The sequence below is a fragment of the Pseudarthrobacter sp. NPDC092439 genome (assembly GCF_044754945.1).
In the GTDB taxonomy this organism is placed as follows: Bacteria; Actinomycetota; Actinomycetes; order Actinomycetales; family Micrococcaceae; genus Arthrobacter.
Genome location: NZ_JBIVQB010000002.1, coordinates 142,983 through 162,579, shown reverse-complemented (window position 1 = coordinate 162,579; position 19,597 = coordinate 142,983). Strand labels below are relative to the sequence as shown.

The following is a 19,597-nucleotide window of genomic DNA, read 5'->3' as shown; positions in this document are numbered from 1 at the left end:
AGTCCTTAGACCGCTTCCCGCTCGAGGTTTTCCATGGCGTCGGGGACGACCTCGGGGTGGCGGATGTTGAGGTAGATGTGCAGCGCAGCGTGGAGGAAAATGAGTGCGAATCCGGTGACCGCTGCGCTGTAGACGACACTCATCGGCACGCTGGTGGCCGGAGCCAGGAGCCGGTTGGCGTCGGCGGCGAATTCTGCGCCGGTAACCGCCATCACGCCTGCGGTTGCCATCACGGCCGTTAGAGCGAACGTGTCCAGGACGATCGTCCCGGTCCGTCCCAGCCTGCTGGCCAGCAGGTCCACCGCGATATGGATGCGGCGGGCCATGACGAAGCCGGCGGAGACGAACGTGAACCACAGCAGCGCGAACCGGGCGAGCTCCTCTGTCCAGCTAAAGGGCGCATTGAAGACGTAGCGGCTGACCACCTGCAGCACGATCAGGGCGAGCGTGGCCACCAGGAGCGTACAGGAAGCTGCACGCTCCACATTGACCAGCCCCCGGTAGAGCCGGCTGCGCTGTTCCGCGAAGTCCGGCTCATCCGGTTCCTGCGGGACGCGGGGGCCGGTGGCGATGTTGTTCTCCTTCAGGGCCTCCGACCGCGCACTGCTTGAAATCATCGGGCGTCCTTGATTTCCCGGTACAGCTCGCCCCAGGACTGCTTGAGCATGGCTTTCTCGGCTGCAGCTGCGAGGGATGCGCGGTCAACATCCTCATTGACCTTGATGCCGTCGCCGGACTTCCACTCCTTCAGGATGCTCTGTTCCTGTTCCTCGATGCATTCGCGGGTGGCATCGGCAGCCGGCCCCATCGCGGCTTCAAGGGCGCTGCGCTCTTCGTCAGTGAGGCCCTCGTAGATTGAGCGGCCGGTCGTGATCATGACGCCTTGGATCATGTGGCCCGTGAGGTTGATGTAGTCCTGAACCTCGTTGAACTTGGCGGTGGAAATGGTAGGAATGGGGTTCTCCTGCGCGTCGATGGCCCCCTGCTGGAGGGCCAGGTAGACCTCGTCCAGGGCCATCGGGGTGGCGGTACCGCCCATGGCCTTGATGTTCTCCAGGTACAGCGGTGCGTTGGGGGTGCGGATCTTCAGCCCGGCGAAGTCCTGGGAGCCCTTGATTTCCTTGTTGGCGGTGACGTGGCGGGTGCCGTAGTACCAGCTGGAGAGCACCTTGATGTCGGAGCTCTCGTACAGCTTGTCGAAAACGCCCTTCATGGTGTCGCCCTCGACTGTCTTGGCGAAGTGGTCCACATCCTCGAACAGGTAGGCGCCGTCCAGTACCGCTGCGTCCTTTTCCCAAACGCCGAGGAAGGAAGGGCCCGCCACCGCCATGTCAAGGGCACCGGAAGAAACCTGCTCCAGGGATTCCGACTCGTTGCCAAGCTGAGCGGCGGGGAAGCTTTGGATCTGAAGTCCGCTGCCTTCCAGTTCCTTCTTCAGCGTGGTGACGCCGCACTTCTCAACCGGGTGGCCGGCGTCGTACACATGGGCAAGGCGCAGGGTCTTGGCATCGGCATCTACCTGCGCCACCTTGTCACGGTCAACAGGGGCGCCGACGCTGCAGGCTGACAGAAGCATGGCGGCGCTCGCAGCGAGGCCCAGGGCGGCACCCGTACGACGACGGCGGGCAGGGGTGGAGTTTTCAAGCTTCATTGTTTGAGTTCCTTAGGGATACGTGTTGTGCGGAGGGTCGATGTGATCGGTTGAGTTGGACTGCTGATGTGTTCAGTTGAGCGTAGGGAGGGAGAGTTCATGTGCGAGCAGACGAAGCTGGTCTGCTGTGGAGGCGGGTAGCCGTACGGAGGTCGCGGCTTCGGTCTCACGTGTGCGTTCCGGGTCCCCCGGCGCGTGCACCGTGCGGCCGGCCGGTCCCGAATGCCGGACGCGCTGCTGAAGATCTGCAACGCGGGCCGCGGTGTGGGCACGGCCCGCGAAGGCAGCGGCGTCGATTCCGACAACGAGGTGCCCGTTGTTCATCCGGGACGCGGGATTGGACCAAATGTCGATGGTTTCGTATGCGAATGTTGCGTCGGTGAGCGACGAGGCGAAGGCCTCAAGGAGCACCGAGACAGCCGAACCTTTGTGGCTGCCGAAGGGAATCATGGACCCGGCCGCCGCCGCTGCGGGATCGGTGGTGGGGTTTCCCTCAGAATCCACAGCCCAGCCCTCGGGTAGGGGTTTGCCCTCGTTCCGGGCAGCAATGACCTTGCCGTAGGCGCCGTTGCTTGTGGCGAGGTCGGCAATCAGGGGCCACCCGTCGGCGCTTGGCGCGCCGAGAGTGAGCGGGTTTGTTCCAAGCACTTTCTCCAGGCCGCCGTGCGGTGCCACCACCGGTCCGGTGGAGGACGTGATGAAGGAAAGGAATCCTGCCTCGGCGAGCTGGTCGCTCCAGTAGGCGCCCGCTCCGTAGTGGCTGCTGTTGGCGACTGCAACGGCGGCTATGCCGTGTTCGCTGCCCGCTTCGATGACCCTGCGAACCGCGGCCTGCATCGCGACCTGGCCGAGCGCACCGTCGGCGTCGAGCATGGCCACGGCGCTCCGGGTGGAGGAGAAGGTCATCGCCGGGGTGGCGTTAATGCCGCCGAGACGCAGCGCCTCGGCGTACAGCGGAAGGCGCAGCAGTCCGTGCGAGAAGATGCCTCGCTGGTCTGCCTGGACCAGCGAGTGGGCCGTCAGTTCAGCGTCTTCAGCGGGGACGCCGCGGGCCTGCAGTACCGTGGCCGCGAGTTGGACCAGGTCAGTGACCAAATACGTCTGGTGGGTTTGCAACGTTGGAGACCCTTCGAAATATAGGAATTATCAGAATCCTATACAGAAGTGGGCCGCATCACAAGCCCCGGAGCAGAGGGTCCGTCCAGTGGGGTGAAAAAGCCGGTTGGCCGTGGTGGTGTGGACCGGGCGGCTCGACATGCAGTCGAGTCGTCGGGCTGGCCCGGAAGCACGCTTTACGGGGAGCAGGCCGTGATTCTGTAGAGGGTGCGCTTCCCGTCGGAAAGGGCTTCCTCGATTCCTTGGCCAATCGGCACATTGTAGAAACCCGGCCATTGCTTCAGGCTTGCACTGCCGTGCGACCGGCCCGGGGCGTCCTGGTAGAAGTGGGTGGCACCCAGCGTCCGCAAAGCCTCACATACGGCGGGGTCGGTGGCTAACTTGTTGAATCTGGTCCGGAGCAGTTCCTTTGCTGCGCTTCCGGTCGACGCCGACCCAAGCTGCGTGTAGACCACGCGCCTGCCGGTCAGGGCGTAAAAGTAGGTTTCCCCGTTGAACGGGTCTCCCACCACCACCGCATCCGGCGGCAGCATGGCACCCGCGCGCTCAATGAAGGCCTGTTCGCCGCTGGACAGGATCCCGTGGCCTGGCCGGCTGGAAGCCTCATAGTTTTGCGCGGTGACCGCGACCCGCTCCACGGACCTGAAGTTCCCCGAAGAGGCATAGAGGCCCCAACCGGCGGCGGCCAGCGCCGCGGTGAGGGCAACCGCACCGGCGGGCACCCGCCGTCGGACGCTTCTTTCGGGCAACCGCCGGAGCAGCGGGCGGAGGGACGCCGGCACCAGAACGGCAAGCGCCAGCGCAGCCAGGAGACTGCCGGCCATGGCGATGAACGGAGCGATCCGCTGGGTGTCCTTGTACCAGAAGCCTGTCAGCCAGCGGAGGCTGTTTTCCGGTCCGGCGGCCAGCACGTAGAGGCCTGCGAACACCAGCCACGCAGCGGCCAGTGGACGTGCTTCCCTGACGGCGAGGGCCAGCATCGCGCCAGCGATCACCAGGATCCCGATGGCCAGATTGAAATCGTCAGGTGCCGGCGGCGACAACCGGGGGAACCTTGGCAGATCGAAAAACGCCAGGTACAAGGAGTCCGGGATCTCCGCACGGACAGTCCTCGGATAGGCCATGACGCCCGCCAGGATCCTGGAGTTGGTCACGGCCGCCACTGCGGCGGCAGCCAGGGCGGCGAGCACGACGGCGGTGGCCGCCGTCCGCAGCGGGCGGTGCCTGATGCCGCGGACCAGCATCGGGACGGCGGCGGCCACCATGAACGGCAAGGCCGCGGCTGCCAGCGCGAACAGGGTGCTCGGATGCGCGGCCGCACAGCCTGCCATGGCCGCCAGGAGGACTGAAGTGAGCAGGAGCCGGTCCCGGACTGCGCCCTCCTTCGGGGTGGAGAGCTCCCGCAGCAGGAGGACCGCCACCGCCAGCGCGGCCGGCACCAGGGCAGTGCCCAGCCCGTTGGGCCACTGGCCGCTGCGGACCAGTTGGGAGAAGGGAAAGCTCACGAATGACGCACCGATGACGGGGGCCAGGGCCCATGCGGCGCGGTGGCGGGGGAGGACGGCCATCGCCAGGAACGCCAGGCCAATTGGCCAGGCCAGCCCGCCGATGACCACCGAGGACAGATTGGCCGTTTCCGCCACGCTGCCCGGCACCAGGGCTACCGCGCTGTGCCACCCGGCCGGGTAATAGGTGGGCCGGCCGGCGCCGAACAACGGCGCGACGCTCCAGGGAGTGGCCGCGCCCGATTCCTGGATCCAGCGGAGCACGTTCAGGTGGAACACCGGATCCCATCCCTGCGATGCGGTGCCGGGGCTGCCTATCCCGCGGAGCAGGGCCACGGACGTCACCGCTGCGGCGAAGGCCACTCCTGCCCCGACAGCAAGCGATATGGGACGGGCGCGCAGTCCACGCCCGCGCGGTAGGGAAACGCCGGGTACCAGCGGGGTCCTGAACGGGAGCCGGCGGCCCGCAAGCCAGGCGCCGCCCGCTGCCGGGACAGTCAGGAGCGCGGCAGTCGGGAGGTTCCAGGGGAGGCCCGTTCCGGCGGCCACGAAGGTGCCCGCCGAGAGGACGGCCAGGCTCACCGCGGGAGCTACCGCGACGGCGGCCGGCCAGCCGGGTTTGAACGGCAGGAGGACCAGCAGGCCGGGGACGAAGAAGACCGCGGTGAGCAGCATGACGGTCGGGACCGACGGGGCCAGCCCAGGAAGCCAATCAAGCATGTGGGTTAGGCGCTCCGGGACGGGGCTGACGGCTTCCGGGAAGCTCCCCCTGACCTGGTCAGTCCGGCCGGGAGGGCAGCGAGGGCATCGGAAGCCCGCGCCGCCACGAAGCGCCGCGCTGCCGCTGCGCGGTGCAGGAGCAGTTCAGTGCGGGGCAGCGGCGGATAGATGCTGCGGGCTTCCGCGAGCTTCCGGTCCACCAGTGCCTGGAGGTTCCGGTGCAGCAGATTGGGCTGTTCCGGTGTCGCGGGGCGTTCACTGCCGTGCCCGTCCCCGCCCGCGGGCTCTTCGAAAGCAAGGGCCCACCCACTGCCCAGGGCGGCCACCGATTCGTGCTTGACGTCGTAGTAGCCCTTCTTCATGCCCACGGCCGTGCCGCCGGCACCCGCTGCCGCTGCCAGCAGGTGGAAGTGGAACCGGCTGGTTACCCAGGTCTGCTCGGCCGACAACGGCAGGCCCTCGCTCCAGATCCGGACAAACGGGATGAACCGCTCTTCCGGAATCAGGTCCGCCAGCGACTCGTACGCGAGCCGGTCGGCGCCGGGAATGGCTTCGAGGTAATAGGCGGTGGTTCCCCGGGCGGCTGCTTCCTGCACCGCTGAACGGGCAAGTTCCACAGCTTTGTCGAACCGGTCAGCGTCGACGGTGTCGCTTTGGATGCAGACGTACAGTCCCGGCTCCGCCGGAGCACGGCCTATTTCAGCGGTGACGCCCAGGAAGGCGTCATCGAGTTCGTGCGGGATGCCATAGGCGAGTGCCCCGGCCTCGTCCCGGGATGCGGCATGGGTGAAGCCCTGGAAGAGGGACCCCACCGGAGGCTCGGAAAGCGCGGGCATCAGGCCCTGGCCGGTGGCCACCAGGCGTGCGCCGGTGACCTCGTGTACGGCCTGCATGGCTACCACCAGTCCGGCGTGGGCCGGCCAGGTGCCGTTGACGAAGCCGCCGCCGATGAGGTGGAGCGTTTCGGCTTCGCGCAGCTTGAGCAGTCCGAGGTCATAGAGGGGCGAGCCCAAACCGGTCACGCGGGCGCGGATCGTCTCTGCCGCGGCATCGGGTGCAAGCTCTGAGGTCCCGTGCACCAGCCGCCAAAGGGTGTTCGTGACGCGCAGCCGGGGGTGCATCCCTTCGAACAGGACCTGCGCCAGCCCTGGCTGGGGGCAGTCGAGCCAGACGTCGGTGCCCGGGCGGACTTTGGCCAGGTATTTCAGCCACGCGGCGGCAATGAATTCATCACCGAAGTTGGGATTGCCCGAAGGGCCGATCAGATAAATGGGGCCCGGCTGCATGCAGTCGACTATATCGTTCCCCGGCGGCCCGTCACGGCGCCGCATATCTGCCCACCCAGTCGACCAGCGGGCGCAGCTGTTCCCAGCGTGCCGAAATCTCCTGCGCTGCCGCAGGCGTGGCCAGCCAGTCCGGTTTGCCCAGTTCCAGGCCCGCAGACAGCGTCTTATGCTTCAGAAGTTCCGAGCGGGGGTGGTCCCGGTCAAAGCCGCGCGGCACGGTCTTGAGTCTCTCGCCGTCCAGGGTAAACCCCGCCGCCGCAACACCGTCAACGATGTGCCGCAAGGCTTCCCCTGTCCCGGACGCATCCACGGAATTGCGGTAGCGGGCCAGTTGGGCAGGGGTGTGGGAATGATACCCGCCCCCTACCAGCAGCCCGTCCGCGCTGATCCGAAGGTAGTACCCCACCCCTTCCAGGGTGGAAGCGAAGGCGCCCTGCGCTGTCTTATAGGGTGATTTGTCCTCGGCAAACCTGATGTCCCGGTTGGGCCGGAAGAGCTTGCCGGGACCGAACCGGGGCGTCAGTTGCGCCAGGAGAGCCGTGACGGGATCCCGGACAAGGCCGGTGTAGTTGTCCTTGTGCTCCAGCCACCACTGCCGGTTGTTGTTTTCCTCCAGTTCGGCATAAAAGCTGAAGGCTTCGGCAGGGATCCCCTGGAAATCAGTCATGTACCGAGACTAAGGAAGGCCTGCCCCGGACGCCATGGCGCTGCCGTCGTATGTGGAAAACACTCCGCCCCGCCACGGAAACCGTAGCGGGGCGGAGAGTCTCGAGTGAGGGATCTAGCCGATCTTGTTGGCTGCCTCAGCCTCGGACAGCTGAGCGGCACCCAGGTTCGCGCGCAGCTTGGCGCCGAGTTCGGCGTCGACGTTGGTCCAGTACTGGATGGCGCGTTCCTTGATGCCCGGGCTCTTTACGCCGCCCACGGCACCGGTAATGGTGTCCAGGAAGCGGGCCTTGGCGGCGTCGTCGTAAACCTCGCGGTACAGCGTGCCGGCCTGGACGAAGTCGCTGTCCTCGGCGTGGAGGGAGTGGGCAGCGAGGGTCAGTTCGCCGTCGTTCTCCCAGCCGCCGGCGGGGTTCTGCGGCTCGACCGCAGCAGGCCCGCCCACGGAGTTCGGTGCGTACACCGGAACAGAGGGGGCGTTGAAGTGGTAGCGCCCGGCGCCGTCCTGGCTGTAGTTGTTGACCTGGTTCTTGGGCTGGTTCACCGGGATCTGGGCGTGGTTGGTGCCCACGCGGTAGCGGTGCGCGTCCGCGTAAGAGAAGATGCGTGCCTGCAGCATCTTGTCCGGGGAAGCGGCGATGCCGGGCACGAAGTTCGACGGCGCGAAGGTGGCCTGCTCAATCTGCGCGAAGTAGTTCTCCGGGTTGCGGTTCAGCTCCATGGTGCCCACCTTGATCAGCGGGTAGTCGCCGTGCGGCCACACCTTGGTCAGGTCGAACGGGTTGAAGCGGTAGGTCTTGGCGTCCTCGTACGGCATGACCTGGACGTGCAGGTCCCAGGAGGGGAAGTTGCCGGCTTCGATGTTCTCGGAAAGGTCGCGGATGTAGAAGTCGGCGTCGGAGCCGGCCAGTGCCTCGGCCTGCTCGGAGGTCATGGAGTTCACACCCTGGTTGGACCTGAAGTGGTACTTGACCCAGAACCGCTCGCCGGTGGCATTGATCCACTGGTAGGTGTGCGAGCCGTAGCCCTGCATCTCGCGCCAGGAGGCGGGCAGGCCGCGGTCGCCCATGAGCCAGGTGACCTGGTGGGCGGACTCGGGGGAGAGGGTCCAGAAGTCCCACTGCATGTCGGCGTCGCGCAGGTGCGTGCCCGGCAGGCGCTTCTGGGAGTGGATGAAGTCCGGGAACTTGATGCCGTCGCGGATGAAGAAGACGGGGGTGTTGTTGCCCACGAGGTCGTAGTTGCCCTCGGACGTGTAGAACTTTACGGCGAAACCGCGGGGGTCGCGCCAGGTGTCCGGGGAACCGTTCTCGCCGGCGACGGAGGAGAAGCGGATCAGCATTTCGGTCTCGACGCCGGGCTGCAGGAAGGCAGCCTTGGTGTATGCGGAGACGTCCTCGGTGGCCTTGAACGTACCGAATGCGCCGCCGCCCTTGGCGTGCACTACGCGCTCCGGGACGCGCTCGCGGTTGAACTGGGCCAGCTTTTCCACCAGGTAGTGGTCGGTCAGAATGATGGCGCCGTCGGCGCCGACGGACCTGGAGTGCGCGTCGGATGTGACGGGGGCACCCGACTGGGTTGTGGAAACGGCAGTCATTGTTCTCCTATTTCTCTGATTCTTGCGAGGGATTGTGGGGAGGAAGCTGTTGGGCCTGCTGGCATTCCTGGCAGATGCCCTGGTACAGAACGTCCGCGATCTGGATGGTCATCGGCTTGGCACCCGGGTTCCAGTGCGGGGTGAGGCAGGGGGCGTGCCCGACGGCGCAGTCGACGTCCTCCACGCGGCCGCAGCTGACGCAGACGGCGTGGTGGTGGTTGTCGCCTACGCGTGTTTCATACAGCGCGGGGGAGTGGGGCGGCTCGAACCGGCGCAGCATGTGCAGGTCGGTGAGGTCTCCCAGTACCACGTAGACGGACTGCGCCGTCAGCTCCGGGAGCTCGGCGCGGGCGGCGGCCAGGATGCTTTCTGCCGGGGAATGCGGATGGCGTTCGACGGCGGCCAGCACGGCGAGGCGCTGCTTGGTCACCCTCCGGCCGTGGGCACGCAGGGCGGCAGCCCATGAGTCGTGGCCGTCCAGGAGTTCCGTCATGGGACCATTCAAGCACTTATTATGAGTACTTCACAATAAGGGTTGGCTAAGCTGCCGATTCCCCCGCGTTTTGCCTATTAGGGTGTCAGGGTGGGAAGACTTCTGGCCGATGTGACGCCGCTCAGGGAGAGCCCGGCGTTCCGCCGGCTGTGGCTCGGATCCGCGGTGTCCGCCGTCGGAAGCCAGCTCACCCTGGTGGCCGTCAGCCTGGAGGTGTACCGGCTGACCCAGGACAGTTTCTATGTGGGACTTCTGGGCATTTTCGCGCTGGTGCCGCTGGTGTTCGGCGGGCTGATGGGCGGCTCGATCGCGGACTCGCACGACCGCCGGAGCGTGGCGCTCGCTGCCACTGCGGTCCTCTGGTTAACCACCGGGCTCATTGCGCTGCAGGCTTGGCTGTCGCTGGGAAACGTGTGGATCCTTTATGCGTTGGTGGCACTGCAGAGCGGAGCCCAGGCCATCAACCAGCCCGCCCGGAGCGCCATCATTCCCAGCCTGGTCCGGCGCGAACTGCTCCCGGCCGCCAACGCCCTGAACATGCTGTCCATGGGCCTGTCCATGACCGCCGGCCCGCTGCTGGCGGGGCTCCTGGTTGCCTGGGTGGGCTTCGCCTGGACCTATACCTTGGACTTCGCCAGCTTCGCGTTTGTCCTCTGGGCGGTGTTCCGGCTGCCTCCCCTGCCGCCGGACGGGACTCGGAGCAAGGCAGGGATCCGGTCCGTGATCGAGGGCTTCCGTTTCCTGGGCACCCGGCCGAACGTGCGCATGACGTTCATCATCGACCTCATCGCCATGATCCTCGCCCAGCCCCGGGCGCTGATTCCCGCGATCGGGGCGGTAATGATCGGCGGCGGGGAGGCCACCGTGGGCATCCTCCTTGCGGCTACAGCTGTCGGCGCGTTCCTGGCCGGGCTGTTCTCCGGGCCGCTGGGCGGCATCCGCAGGCAAGGAACCGCAGTGGTGGTCTCGGTCATGGGCTGGGGCGCGTCCATTGGCGGTTTTGGCCTGGTGGTGCTGCTGGCCGGACGTTCCCCGGATGGTGCGGTTACGGCCTGGCTGGTCCCGGCGACGCTCTGTTGCATCCTGGCAGGCATCGCCGATTCCATCAGTGCCGTGTTCCGGAACACCATCCTGCAGTCAGCAACCCCTGACCACCTCCGCGGCCGGCTGCAGGGTGTCTTCATTGTGGTGGTGGCCGGCGGGCCGCGGGTGGGGGACCTGCTGGCCGGCGGCGCGACTAAGATTTTGAGTGAGGGCTGGGTGCTGCTGCTCGGCGGCGCGCTGTGCATCGGCGTTGCGTGGCTGGCGGCCAGGCTGCAGCCGGGCTTCACCGCGTACGACGCCCGCCACCCGGCCCCCTAGCGGCAACTGTTCGCGTGGCAGACGGGAGTGGAAATGCACAAGCACTACAACGGACTCAAGACCGCGGCGCTCTTCGGCGTTCTATGGGCGGTGCTGCTGGGACTGGGCGGGTTGATCGGGCTGAATACCCGTAGCTCGACGCCCATCTGGATCATGGCCCTGGTCGGGGTGGCCACCACCGCCTACGGTTACTGGAACAGCGACAAGATCGCCATCCGCTCCATGCAGGCCTATCCCGTGACCGAGGCCCAGGCCCCGCAGCTGCACCAGATCGTCCGTGAGCTCTCCGTCCGCGCCAACCAGCCCATGCCGCGCATCTACCTCTCGCCCACCATGAACCCCAACGCCTTCGCCACCGGCCGCAGTCCGAAGAACGCGGCGGTCTGCTGCACCGAGGGAATCCTCCAGCTGCTCGACGCGCGCGAACTCCGCGGAGTCCTGGGCCACGAACTCATGCACGTCTACAACCGGGACATCCTCACCTCGTCCGTGGCGGCCGCCGTCGCAGGCGTGATCACGTCTGTGGGCCAGATGCTCCTCTTCTTCGGAGGCGGGGACCGGAGGGGCGCCAATCCGCTGGCCATGATTGCCATGGCGCTCCTGGCACCGTTCGCGGCCTCGCTGATCCAGCTGGCTATCTCCCGCACCAGGGAGTACGACGCCGACGAGGACGGTGCGCAGCTTACCGGCGACCCTTTGGCGCTGGCCTCAGCCCTCGCCAAGATCGAGCGCGGCGTCACCATTGCGCCGCTGCCGCAGGACCAGCGGCTGGTGAACGCCTCGCACCTGATGATCGCCAACCCGTTCCGCGGCGGGGCGATGACCAAGCTTTTCGCCACCCATCCGCCCATGCGGGACCGGATTGCCCGGCTTGAGCGGATGGCCGGCAGGCCGCTGGTTTAGCTGCGGAAGTTCACGAACTGCAGGTCCGCTTCTTCAAAGTCCTTCAGCAGTGCCATGGTGGCCTGGAGGTCGTCGCGGGATTTGGATGTGACGCGCAGTTCATCGCCCTGGATCTGGGACTTGACCGATTTGGGGGCCTCGTCCCTGATGAGCTTGTTGATCTTCTTGGCCAGGTCCTGGGCGATGCCTTCCTTGATGGAGGCTTCCAGGCGGAACTCCTTGCCGGAGGCGTACGGCTCGCCGGTGTCCAGCGACTTGAGCGAGATGCCCCGCCGGATCAGCTTTGACTGGAGGACGTCCAGCACGGCAAGGACGCGTTCTTCGGAGTTGGCCTTCATGAGGATCTTTTCGCCGCTGAAGTCCACTTCAGCGCCGACGCCCTTGAAGTCGTACCGCTGGGCCAGTTCCTTCTGCGCCTGGTTCAGGGCGTTGGCCACTTCCTGCTTATCCACTTTGCTTACGACGTCGAACGTTGACTCGCCTGCCATGACTCTCCTTTTGCGGTGGTGCCGGGGTTGGGCCCTGTGCGCGGACGGGGCCGGGGATCACTGCCGTCAAGCCTAATACGGATACCCGTTCCCTAGGGTTACGGACTTCACAGTTCCCTCTCAGCGGAAACGGGGACGGAGCCGCGCCTGATCCGCCATGAATTCCGCGCAGTTCCGCGGCTTCTGTGCTGTCGGGGAGTCCGATTCGATTCTTCGGCGGAAGTTCTGTAAAGTTGTCTTGCCCGCGGTTACCGGAAGCGGAACGGCCTGGAAACAGACGCTCTGCAGACTGCAGCCGGGGGTGATCTTCTTTTGAAGTTCGGCAGATTACCCGAGCGGCCAAAGGGGGCTGACTGTAAATCAGCTGGCAACGCCTACGGGGGTTCGAATCCCTCATCTGCCACTTCGCCGTAATGGCGGGGAATTTAGACCCATCGGAGCCTCCCCCAGGTTCCGGTGGGTCTTTTTTATTGCTCTGTGAGCACAGTTGTGAGCACACTGCTGCTCACGCGCTGCTTCCTGGCCGGCAGCTGGGACGAAATACCCTCCGCCGCTGCCTTCGCCGTCGCGTCGAACATGTGCCCGTACAAGTCCCTCGTGATGGCACTGTTTGAGTGGCCCAGCATCTTGGACACAATGGCCACGTCCGTCCCGTCCTTGATGGCCAGGGACGCTGTCAGGTGCCGCATGTCGTGGAAGCGCATCATCGGCAGCCCGGCCTTCTCCACAAGGACCTCGAAGAGCTTGGACGGGTATCCCGGGCGGAGCTCCCGGCCGTCCTCGTAGGTGAACACGCGGCCGCTGTCCTGGTACGCCTCGCCCCACTGCTCCCGCTCGGCGGCCTGCTGGATCTGCCACGCCACCAAAGCCCCGGTGGCCCGGTCATTGAGGGCCACCCGGCGGTCCCTGCCCGCCGCTGTCTTGGCGGTGACTTCCTTGACGTCCTGGCCGACCTGCACCAGCTGCACGCGCACCGTCAGGGCCCGGTTAGCGAGGTCCACGTCCCCCCAGCGGAGCCCGCACAGCTCACCGCGGCGCATGCCCGTGAGGATGGCGACCTCGAACAGGGGAGCGAGGCGGTGCCCGACCCTCCCGTTAGGGCGGCTGTGGCTGTCCACGTTCTCGAAATCGGCGATGAAGTCCAGGAACTCCCCGGCCTGGGCGGGCTCCCAGACCTTGATCCGCTTCTTCTCCGCCTTCGGGAGGCGGATCTGGGCTGCCGGGTTGTCCTCGATCAGATCCTCCCGCAGCGCGTCCCCCAGCGCCGACGAGAGCGTCGCGTGGATCCGCCTGATGGTCACGGCGCCGCGGCCGTCGTCCTCGAGCTGCTGCACCATCGCGGACACCTGGTACTTCCGCAAGCTGGTCAGCTGCAGATGCCCCAGGACAGGCACAATGTCATTCTCGATGTACCGGCGGTACATCCGGACCGTGGACGGTTTCAGGCCGGCGTGCTGCTCGTGCCGGTCCAGCCATTTCGTGAGGTACTCACCAACCTTGATGCGGTCGAACTTGAAGTTCTTCGCCATGAGCTTCTTCTCGTCGGCGTTCCTCGCGGTCCTGGCCGCCTCCGCTGACGCGTACTTGTAACTGGTAACGTACCGGCGCTTACCGGTAACGGGATCTGTGCCGGCCGACAGCCGGTAACCCCACGTCCCATGCCTTGGGTTCTTCAGCTTCGGGCATGCTTTCCCGTACTGCTTCCCCGCCTCATCCCGGCAACCGCAGCGCCGGCTAACTTCCGCCATTGTCAAAGTCTCCTAACGATGTCAGTGATTCTGTTGTCCATATCCTGGAGCGGCAGTCGAACTTTCTCTTCGAGTTGAACCTGGGCGATGCGAACTGCTCCCCACACGTCCCGGACTTCGTCCATAAGCGCCAGTAGCAGTTCGGCAGACTCGCGAGCATTGGCACCATGTAACAGATCTGACGTCGTCAATTTGAGGTTCCCAACCTGGACGTCCTCGGCTTCCATGGGCGGGACGAGCAGCATTGATGGTGTCTCTCCGAGGACATAGGAGATCGCAACAAGGTCGTTGGCAGTCATCGCCCTGTCACCGTTCTCCATGGCTGAGACGGTTTGTCTCTTCCAAGGTTTGCCCAAGGCATCTTCCATCTTGGACCCGAACTCTGGCACGTCCATACCAAGCTCGATCCGGCGCTTTCGAGCGTTGTGCCCGACTACCTTCGACATGTCCCACGTCATTTAGTCTCTGCTTTCCTTCGGCCCCCGCCATCTATCTGTCAAGAGATAGCTTGCCATAAAAGAAAGTTCTTGCAAAGGCTATCGAGTGTGTGTAATGTCGTTCTTGCAAGGAAAAACTTGCGATAGCAGAAAATCCTAGACAAGGAGCGGTTGATGGCAACGGAAACCAACGAGCGGCCGACGCTCACCGTCGCAGAAGCCAAAGAAATCGCCGGCGTGGGCCTCAGCCAGATGTACGCCGCGATCAAAGAGGGCAAGGTCCCGTCAGTTCGGATAGGCCGGCGGATCCTGATCCCTCGCAAGAAGTTCATGGCGATGCTCGATGGCGATGCGGCCTGAGGCAAAAAGAAACGGCCCGGTAGCTGTAACTACCGGACCGCCCATCGAAAACCAACCAGCAGAAGGAATCCGAAAAATGTTCAAGACCCAGCTTACGCCCCCAGTAATCAACCGGCCAGCCCCAACCCGGCCTCAGCCCGGCATCGTCTACACGCAGCGGGGCAGCACCTACGGCGCTCTGATTGCAGGAGCCCGTCGATGAGCACGGTAAAGGCGCCCACGATCAACCACCGGATCAGCAACCATGTGAATCTTGAAGAGTCAGCGCGTACCGGCATTCCAGTAACGGGGCTGTGCGGAGTCTCCTTCGTGATCCGGTGGCAGAAGCCCGGCGCCGTTGTGGCCAAGACAGACGGAATTGCCTACCGGTGCTTCACATGCGAGTACCGGTTTGAAGCCCTGAAAGCTGGCGTGTCCATTCCCACCGGAGGCGAAGCTGAAGCGCCGGTCTGGAACGGGTGGGAGATCCATGATTTTGGGGCACTCATTACTCAGGCCGCCTACGGGGAGATCATCGCCGTGGACGACCTCCCCGCAGGAACCCTGGGCGAGTGGTCATGGGTAAGACGGGGGCGGGGTGGCAAGCCGGAGATCGTCCTGAATGTCAGTCGAACGGCGCACACGAAGCACCATGGCGATTGGCCACGTGAAGAGCAGCTGGCCCACATGATGCTCCACATCGAAGAGGGTTCGCAGTGCGCCGGTGCCGATCCGCAGCATTGGGGCGCCAACGAACGGCAACTCGACACCCGCGCCATGCAGCGTATGGGCCGGGAGAGCTGTCGTAGCCACAGTATCTGGGACGAGGGGAGCCGCCGGATGGTGCCTTGGGAGCTGGAGGCCCAACGCACCACATCCCACGTGGCCAAGAGCGAGCTTCGCCGCCGCTCCACGGTGCCGGCTTCGGTGGGCGCCCCAAAGGGCCGGCGCTGATGGCCGGGCAGACGAGGCCGGGGGAGCTCACCCTGGCCGACGTCCAAACAGGGGCAGCCAACTACATGCTCGGACACCTGCAGATGACCATCGCCGGCGGCCAGAGCATTACCCCCGCGAAGTGGCAGCAGGCAATCGAAGACACGGTCGCGTTCCAGCGCCGCATGGCAGACAACGCAGGAGCAGCCAGCACTGGCGCCTGACATGAGAACGAAAGCAGGGGAGGAGGTCACCTATGGGAGCTAGCAACGTGGCGAAGGTCTTCGCCTACTGGTGCCACCTCGACCACAGGGAGGCTCGCGGGCTTGCTTTCATGGCCAACACCTCAATGGACCAGCACGAACCTCCCGTGTACTTCGGCGGCTGGGAAGCGCTTGCCGCGGCCCTCGGCGGCGATCCCACCAGGAACCCGTCCAATGCCAAGCGAACAGCGATGAGGGTCTTGTCCGGGCTTCGGACAGCCGGCGCCATCGTTTCCAGTGGAGAGGCCAGGTTCAACGTGCGGGCAGAGTACGCGATCACACTCGATCCCAATGAGACGTACGAACCCACGGGTAAGGGCCGGGAGATCTCTTGGGTGAAGGTCCCAAGGCCAACCAGGGTGACAGCTACGGACACCCAACAGGGTGACAGCTACGGACACCCAGATAAACCCGTAGCTGACACCCAACAGGGTGACAGCTACGGTCCCGCGAGGGTGACAGCCACAGACACCCCTAGAAGTACTCAGGAACAACAAGAGAAATACAAAGAGGAAAAAAGCATCGGCGAAGTGCCCGTCTCACCTACGGGAGACACCACCACCGACTCCACCGCCGCTCTCGAAAGCTACCTCGACGATCAGGACCACGGCTGGAACGTCCAGGACGAACGCAACCGCCAATCAGCCCTCCTCCTCCAGCGCCAAGCCGAATACGAACAAAGCCAAAGGAAGACAGCATGACCCTCAACTTCCAAGAACTCGTCCAACAGCACAAGGGAAACCGCAGCTACGCCCAAATCTCCGCAGCCGCCGGCGGCACACCCACCACCAAGGCACTCCAATCGATCGTCAAAGACGGATTCAAACGCATCCCAGACGCCGACACCCTCACCGGGGTATCCCGAGCCTTCGGCATCAGCACCCGCGAGCTCCTCCTCGCAGCCGCAAGGACCATCGGCCTCGACGTCGACAACACCAGCCCCAACCCCGAACGCCCCGGAACCTCAGAACCCGAAGAGCAGATCTACTACTGGCGCAACCACGCCGAACACTACAAAGCACGGGCACTGGGCGCAGGCGTTACCGGACGGTCAGGGGGATCACGTACATGCGCGTAGGTAAGCCCGATGGGCACGTAACCGGGCAGGAACAGGAATCGCTGGCGGCAGGCTTCGGGGCCCGGCTCCGGGAGCTTCGGGAAGCGGCCGGGATGACGCGGGCACGGCTGGCCACGCTGGCCGGCGTGGCTGAGATGACCGTTGAATTCCTGGAGACCGGGCACCGGCGTCCCGGGAAGACCACGTTGGCGGCCATGGGCGCGATCCTTAGCCCCCAGAATGCCGATGCTGTGGCTCAGGAGCTAACTGAGTTGGCGGGAGGCTCTGCGCGGCCGGGGTGGAAGCGATCCACGCCGCCGGGGCGCCGCGGCCTGACGCTCGAGCAGGCCCGGCGTGCTTTGCAACTCGCACGGGACGACCGGGCCCTGGCCCGGAAGGTTCACGGGTTCCGGCCCAGCGCAGCCGCTGAGGGGCACCTGAAGAGGGCGGATGCGGCCGTGAAGGACGCGCAGCTGGATCTCCGGCGGGCTGAGAGTCTCGCCGCGATCGGCCCGCACGTCGCACACACAGCCGAGTGCCCAGCCGGGGGAGGTGTGACCCCCATGTCAGCTGATTGACCATCAGCTAACCGGCCAGAAATCGCCGTAAACACAAGCCACATTTGACCAGTGATCACAACGTGAGCACGCACCAACCAGCCCAGGAGGCACCCTTGCAGGACTACATCACCAAACTCACGGAGCTGCAGCGCAGCTACGGCATCGCCACCACGGAGGCGAAGAACTACAGCAACCCGGACTTGTCCGCGGAAGGCCTGGCAAAGCGCCGGGCGGAGCTCGAAGCCAAGGCACTCAACGAGCACCAGCAGAAGCTGAACGAGCTGACAAGCAGCTTCCAGCGCGATGCCGCCGCAGCCAAGGAAGCCGCCCGCAAGGGGATACCAGCCCCGCCGGCTGACACATCCCAAGCATGGGGGAGGGCCAAGATGCTCTTGGACGCCGGGCAGTCGCTCCAGCAGATCGTGGCTAACGCGGACACTGCCATGCTCCACGCCCTCACCGAATGGGGACCCACATACCTGGAGGCCGAAGCCTACAAGGGGCGCAGTGACGATTGGGCAGAGGTCAAAATCGATGCAGGACCGCTACAACGCTCCATCCAGCAGCGTTGGGGCCAGGTACTCGGCGGTGACGCTCCGGAACTACTGGAGAAGGGGAAACAGGCCGAGGTAGCCGAGGCGCAATTCCTGACCACCGCGGAACATTTCGGCCACAAGCTCAACGGCGTCGCCACCGCATCGGACGATTGGACCGCCGCGATTGAGGCCAAGCTGGCCGGCCAGCGGGCAGCGGCGGACCTCTCAATGAAGGACGGTAGCGCAGCATGAAAATCACGAGCCCAGACAAGACGTACACGGGGACCTCGGCTTATGGGCCCACCACTTTGAAGTTCAAGGACGGCACCGCAGAGGTGGACGACCTGCCCGCCGGGGTGCGCCTGTACCTGCAGTCCGCCGGGTACGGCATCGACTCCAAGCCCACCCCACCGGAGGCCCCGGAGATCCCCGACCCGCGTGACGTCGACGGCACGCTACAGCTCGGCTCACCCCTCCGTGACGCCGCGGTGAATCCTCGTCCGGAGGATTACGGAGTGCCCGTGAACGCCGGCAAGGAAGGGCAGAAGGGCAACCCCCATGGCCCGAACGTTGTCAGCATGCAGGCAGTAAGCCCCCGCAGCGGCAACCCGCCCAAAGTCGATGGCGAGCCGGGGACGGCATAACCACCAAAAAGCCTCCTGCCGCCGTGACCCTCCAAGCGCGGCGGCAGGAACCCACCCCTGTTGCCGGGGTGCAGCGCCCGGCAACAGGGACCGCAATGACAAGAATGAATGACGTCCGTCACAAACATGGCGTGCGTAAACTTAGGCTGATACTGTCAGTCCATAAACACCGACCCCGCTGGCAGTCCTAGAGGCTACCAAGGGTCGGTTTTCTTTTGTCCGGGGGAGCTAGCTTGACTGAGTATGACCGTCCTCATCTGTCGTTTGCCGATCAGATTGCCCTCATGGAGGCCCGCGGACTGGATTGCTCTGGCTGTGACGCAGCCCAGGCGCTCGCGAGGATCGGATACTACCGGCTCTCGGCCTATACGTACCCGTTTCGGCAGATGCTTGGGCCTAATGAAATGTCAGAGTCTCCCGTTCAGTACCGTGCAGCTGAGTTTGCAACTGGGTACCAACTAAGCGATGCCCTTGCCCTGTATGACTTTGATTATGGCCTCAGGGTGCTGTCTGCCGAGGCTCTGAAGATCGTAGAGGTTGGCCTACGTGTCCAAGTAGCTTATGTGCTTGGGCAACGGGACCGGTTCGGTCATCTAGAACGTGCTGCCCTTGACGCCGACGCCTGCTCGGAGACGGCACCGGACGGAGACGGGGACATGTTCGAATTCTGGACTCGCCGGTACCTCAAGCTAAAGCGGCAAGCACAAGCAGAAGATTTCGTGCAGCACTACATCCTCAAGTACGACGGGCGCCTTCCCGTGTGGGTCGCCGTGGAAACTCTCGACTTCGGGGGCGTCATCCGCCTGTTCAGCCTCTTGGACCGTAACGATCAGAACACCATTGCTCGTTCGTGGGGAGTCAAGGATGGCCGGAAGCTTCACAAGTGGCTGCTCGCATTGGGAACACTTCGGAATCACTGCGCGCATCACTCTCGACTCTGGAACAGGAACTTGACGTACGCTATCGGACGGTTCGCGCCGGCAATCGTTGATCCCGAGCTGGCCCACATCGCCCAGCACCCGCACCCGAAGAAGCTCTATCCGGCTTTGGCCATCTTGGCCTACCTAGCGATACGGATAGACCCGCGATCTAATTGGCCGCGCTCCATGCGCACCAAGGTGAAAAAGAAATTCCCGGCAATTTCAGGCCTCTCTCCCGAATCTGACATGGGCTTTCCCGCATCCTGGGCTGAAGAATCCCTCTGGAACTACGAGCCGCCCAAAAAGGTCTGACTCCAACGACGGGGGCCGTCTGGTGCAGGCACTGGCAGGCGGTGGACGCTCGCAACCGAGC

General features: G+C 64.8%; 22 protein-coding genes and 1 tRNA gene. 12 read left to right on the top strand and 11 right to left on the bottom strand.

Translation table 11 applies throughout. The features are described from left to right. Positions 1-5: 5 nt before the first annotated feature. The 8 genes from ACIQCM_RS05545 to ACIQCM_RS05510 all read right to left on the bottom strand — a co-directional run bounded on the left by ACIQCM_RS05545 (position 6) and on the right by ACIQCM_RS05510 (position 9,034). On the bottom strand, positions 6-617 hold the full coding sequence (locus ACIQCM_RS05545; RefSeq protein WP_400604571.1) for a TRAP transporter small permease: 612 nt from the start codon (positions 615-617) through the stop codon (positions 6-8). Continuing rightward, positions 614-1,651 carry a sialic acid TRAP transporter substrate-binding protein SiaP gene (locus tag ACIQCM_RS05540; RefSeq protein ID WP_400604569.1) on the bottom strand — a complete coding sequence of 346 codons (1,038 nt, stop codon included), beginning with the start codon at positions 1,649-1,651 and terminating at the stop codon, positions 614-616. Before ACIQCM_RS05540 ends, ACIQCM_RS05545 begins: the two co-directional genes overlap by 4 nt. Positions 1,652-1,723: 72 nt before the next feature. Next, the gene (locus tag ACIQCM_RS05535; RefSeq protein WP_400604568.1) at positions 1,724-2,767 is read right to left on the bottom strand and encodes an Ldh family oxidoreductase; all 1,044 of its coding nucleotides are present in this window, start codon (positions 2,765-2,767) and stop codon (positions 1,724-1,726) included. 176 nt (positions 2,768-2,943) lie between these two features. Continuing rightward, on the bottom strand, positions 2,944-4,992 hold the full coding sequence (locus ACIQCM_RS05530) for a DUF6541 family protein (protein ID WP_400604566.1): 2,049 nt from the start codon (positions 4,990-4,992) through the stop codon (positions 2,944-2,946). A gap of 5 nt (positions 4,993-4,997) precedes the next feature. Next, the gene (locus ACIQCM_RS05525; RefSeq protein WP_400604564.1) at positions 4,998-6,278 is read right to left on the bottom strand and encodes a polysaccharide pyruvyl transferase family protein; all 1,281 of its coding nucleotides are present in this window, start codon (positions 6,276-6,278) and stop codon (positions 4,998-5,000) included. Positions 6,279-6,309: 31 nt separating this feature from the next. Next, entirely contained in the window at positions 6,310-6,945 is a 636-nt protein-coding gene (locus ACIQCM_RS05520) for a DUF2461 domain-containing protein (RefSeq protein ID WP_400604562.1), read from the bottom strand. A 114-nt stretch (positions 6,946-7,059) separates the two neighbouring features. Continuing rightward, a complete protein-coding gene (locus ACIQCM_RS05515; RefSeq protein WP_400604560.1) occupies positions 7,060-8,541 on the bottom strand; it encodes a catalase in 1,482 nt (493 codons plus the stop codon). 7 nt (positions 8,542-8,548) lie between these two features. Further along, complete coding sequence (locus ACIQCM_RS05510) at positions 8,549-9,034, bottom strand: Fur family transcriptional regulator (protein ID WP_400604558.1); 486 nt, start codon at positions 9,032-9,034, stop codon at positions 8,549-8,551. A 90-nt stretch (positions 9,035-9,124) separates the two neighbouring features. Between ACIQCM_RS05510 and ACIQCM_RS05505 the strand changes: the two genes are divergently transcribed. After that, complete coding sequence (locus ACIQCM_RS05505; RefSeq protein ID WP_400604556.1) at positions 9,125-10,396, top strand: MFS transporter; 1,272 nt, start codon at positions 9,125-9,127, stop codon at positions 10,394-10,396. A 33-nt stretch (positions 10,397-10,429) separates the two neighbouring features. Beyond that, complete coding sequence (gene htpX, locus ACIQCM_RS05500; protein WP_400604554.1) at positions 10,430-11,299, top strand: zinc metalloprotease HtpX; 870 nt, start codon at positions 10,430-10,432, stop codon at positions 11,297-11,299. Here htpX and ACIQCM_RS05495 read toward each other — a convergent pair. Next, positions 11,296-11,787 (bottom strand): YajQ family cyclic di-GMP-binding protein, encoded by a 492-nt coding sequence (locus ACIQCM_RS05495; protein ID WP_079596566.1) that lies wholly within the window; start codon positions 11,785-11,787, stop codon positions 11,296-11,298. The two genes, htpX and ACIQCM_RS05495, sit on opposite strands and share 4 nt — an antisense overlap. Positions 11,788-12,108: 321 nt before the next feature. On the opposite strand from ACIQCM_RS05495, the gene ACIQCM_RS05490 reads away from it, so the two are divergent. Continuing rightward, positions 12,109-12,190: transfer RNA gene (locus ACIQCM_RS05490), tRNA-Tyr, on the top strand. Between the two features lie 64 nt (positions 12,191-12,254). Here the strand turns inward: ACIQCM_RS05490 and xerC are convergent. Both xerC and ACIQCM_RS05480 read right to left on the bottom strand, forming a co-directional pair. Further along, the gene (xerC, locus tag ACIQCM_RS05485) at positions 12,255-13,535 is read right to left on the bottom strand and encodes a tyrosine recombinase XerC (protein ID WP_400604552.1); all 1,281 of its coding nucleotides are present in this window, start codon (positions 13,533-13,535) and stop codon (positions 12,255-12,257) included. Between the two features lie 2 nt (positions 13,536-13,537). After that, positions 13,538-13,993 carry a hypothetical protein gene (locus ACIQCM_RS05480; RefSeq protein ID WP_400604550.1) on the bottom strand — a complete coding sequence of 152 codons (456 nt, stop codon included), beginning with the start codon at positions 13,991-13,993 and terminating at the stop codon, positions 13,538-13,540. A gap of 153 nt (positions 13,994-14,146) precedes the next feature. On the opposite strand from ACIQCM_RS05480, the gene ACIQCM_RS05475 reads away from it, so the two are divergent. The 9 genes from ACIQCM_RS05475 to ACIQCM_RS05435 all read left to right on the top strand — a co-directional run bounded on the left by ACIQCM_RS05475 (position 14,147) and on the right by ACIQCM_RS05435 (position 19,536). Next, positions 14,147-14,332 (top strand): helix-turn-helix domain-containing protein, encoded by a 186-nt coding sequence (locus ACIQCM_RS05475; protein WP_400604548.1) that lies wholly within the window; start codon positions 14,147-14,149, stop codon positions 14,330-14,332. Between the two features lie 198 nt (positions 14,333-14,530). Then, on the top strand, positions 14,531-15,265 hold the full coding sequence (locus tag ACIQCM_RS05470; RefSeq protein ID WP_400604546.1) for a hypothetical protein: 735 nt from the start codon (positions 14,531-14,533) through the stop codon (positions 15,263-15,265). Then, positions 15,265-15,468 carry a hypothetical protein gene (locus ACIQCM_RS05465; protein WP_400604544.1) on the top strand — a complete coding sequence of 68 codons (204 nt, stop codon included), beginning with the start codon at positions 15,265-15,267 and terminating at the stop codon, positions 15,466-15,468. Before ACIQCM_RS05470 ends, ACIQCM_RS05465 begins: the two co-directional genes overlap by 1 nt. A 32-nt stretch (positions 15,469-15,500) precedes the next feature. Further along, a complete protein-coding gene (locus ACIQCM_RS05460) occupies positions 15,501-16,208 on the top strand; it encodes a hypothetical protein (RefSeq protein ID WP_400604542.1) in 708 nt (235 codons plus the stop codon). After that, positions 16,205-16,585: a hypothetical protein gene (locus ACIQCM_RS05455; RefSeq protein WP_400604540.1), complete on the top strand. Its 381-nt coding sequence runs from the start codon at positions 16,205-16,207 to the stop codon at positions 16,583-16,585. Before ACIQCM_RS05460 ends, ACIQCM_RS05455 begins: the two co-directional genes overlap by 4 nt. Further along, positions 16,576-17,142 (top strand): multiprotein-bridging factor 1 family protein, encoded by a 567-nt coding sequence (locus ACIQCM_RS05450; protein ID WP_400604538.1) that lies wholly within the window; start codon positions 16,576-16,578, stop codon positions 17,140-17,142. Before ACIQCM_RS05455 ends, ACIQCM_RS05450 begins: the two co-directional genes overlap by 10 nt. A 62-nt stretch (positions 17,143-17,204) precedes the next feature. Then, positions 17,205-17,912, top strand: coding sequence for a hypothetical protein (locus ACIQCM_RS05445; protein WP_400604536.1), 708 nt, complete (start codon positions 17,205-17,207; stop codon positions 17,910-17,912). Beyond that, the gene (locus ACIQCM_RS05440; RefSeq protein WP_400604534.1) at positions 17,909-18,304 is read left to right on the top strand and encodes a hypothetical protein; all 396 of its coding nucleotides are present in this window, start codon (positions 17,909-17,911) and stop codon (positions 18,302-18,304) included. The genes ACIQCM_RS05445 and ACIQCM_RS05440 overlap by 4 nt, the downstream gene beginning before the upstream one ends. 233 nt (positions 18,305-18,537) lie before the next feature. Next, positions 18,538-19,536: an Abi family protein gene (locus ACIQCM_RS05435; protein ID WP_400604532.1), complete on the top strand. Its 999-nt coding sequence runs from the start codon at positions 18,538-18,540 to the stop codon at positions 19,534-19,536. The last annotated feature ends 61 nt before the right edge of the window (positions 19,537-19,597 follow it).

Coding starts and splice junctions, on each gene's coding strand:
- ACIQCM_RS05545 (WP_400604571.1), bottom strand. CDS start 617: ATGATTTCAAGCAGTGCGCGGTCGGAGGCCCTGAAGGAGAACAACATC.
- ACIQCM_RS05540 (WP_400604569.1), bottom strand. CDS start 1,651: ATGAAGCTTGAAAACTCCACCCCTGCCCGCCGTCGTCGTACGGGTGCC.
- ACIQCM_RS05530 (WP_400604566.1), bottom strand. CDS start 4,992: ATGCTTGATTGGCTTCCTGGGCTGGCCCCGTCGGTCCCGACCGTCATG.
- ACIQCM_RS05525 (WP_400604564.1), bottom strand. CDS start 6,278: ATGCAGCCGGGCCCCATTTATCTGATCGGCCCTTCGGGCAATCCCAAC.
- ACIQCM_RS05520 (WP_400604562.1), bottom strand. CDS start 6,945: ATGACTGATTTCCAGGGGATCCCTGCCGAAGCCTTCAGCTTTTATGCC.
- ACIQCM_RS05515 (WP_400604560.1), bottom strand. CDS start 8,541: ATGACTGCCGTTTCCACAACCCAGTCGGGTGCCCCCGTCACATCCGAC.
- ACIQCM_RS05510 (WP_400604558.1), bottom strand. CDS start 9,034: ATGACGGAACTCCTGGACGGCCACGACTCATGGGCTGCCGCCCTGCGT.
- htpX (WP_400604554.1), top strand. CDS start 10,430: ATGCACAAGCACTACAACGGACTCAAGACCGCGGCGCTCTTCGGCGTT.
- ACIQCM_RS05495 (WP_079596566.1), bottom strand. CDS start 11,787: ATGGCAGGCGAGTCAACGTTCGACGTCGTAAGCAAAGTGGATAAGCAG.
- xerC (WP_400604552.1), bottom strand. CDS start 13,535: ATGGCGGAAGTTAGCCGGCGCTGCGGTTGCCGGGATGAGGCGGGGAAG.
- ACIQCM_RS05480 (WP_400604550.1), bottom strand. CDS start 13,993: ATGACGTGGGACATGTCGAAGGTAGTCGGGCACAACGCTCGAAAGCGC.
- ACIQCM_RS05475 (WP_400604548.1), top strand. CDS start 14,147: ATGGCAACGGAAACCAACGAGCGGCCGACGCTCACCGTCGCAGAAGCC.
- ACIQCM_RS05470 (WP_400604546.1), top strand. CDS start 14,531: ATGAGCACGGTAAAGGCGCCCACGATCAACCACCGGATCAGCAACCAT.
- ACIQCM_RS05465 (WP_400604544.1), top strand. CDS start 15,265: ATGGCCGGGCAGACGAGGCCGGGGGAGCTCACCCTGGCCGACGTCCAA.
- ACIQCM_RS05460 (WP_400604542.1), top strand. CDS start 15,501: ATGGGAGCTAGCAACGTGGCGAAGGTCTTCGCCTACTGGTGCCACCTC.
- ACIQCM_RS05455 (WP_400604540.1), top strand. CDS start 16,205: ATGACCCTCAACTTCCAAGAACTCGTCCAACAGCACAAGGGAAACCGC.
- ACIQCM_RS05450 (WP_400604538.1), top strand. CDS start 16,576: ATGCGCGTAGGTAAGCCCGATGGGCACGTAACCGGGCAGGAACAGGAA.
- ACIQCM_RS05440 (WP_400604534.1), top strand. CDS start 17,909: ATGAAAATCACGAGCCCAGACAAGACGTACACGGGGACCTCGGCTTAT.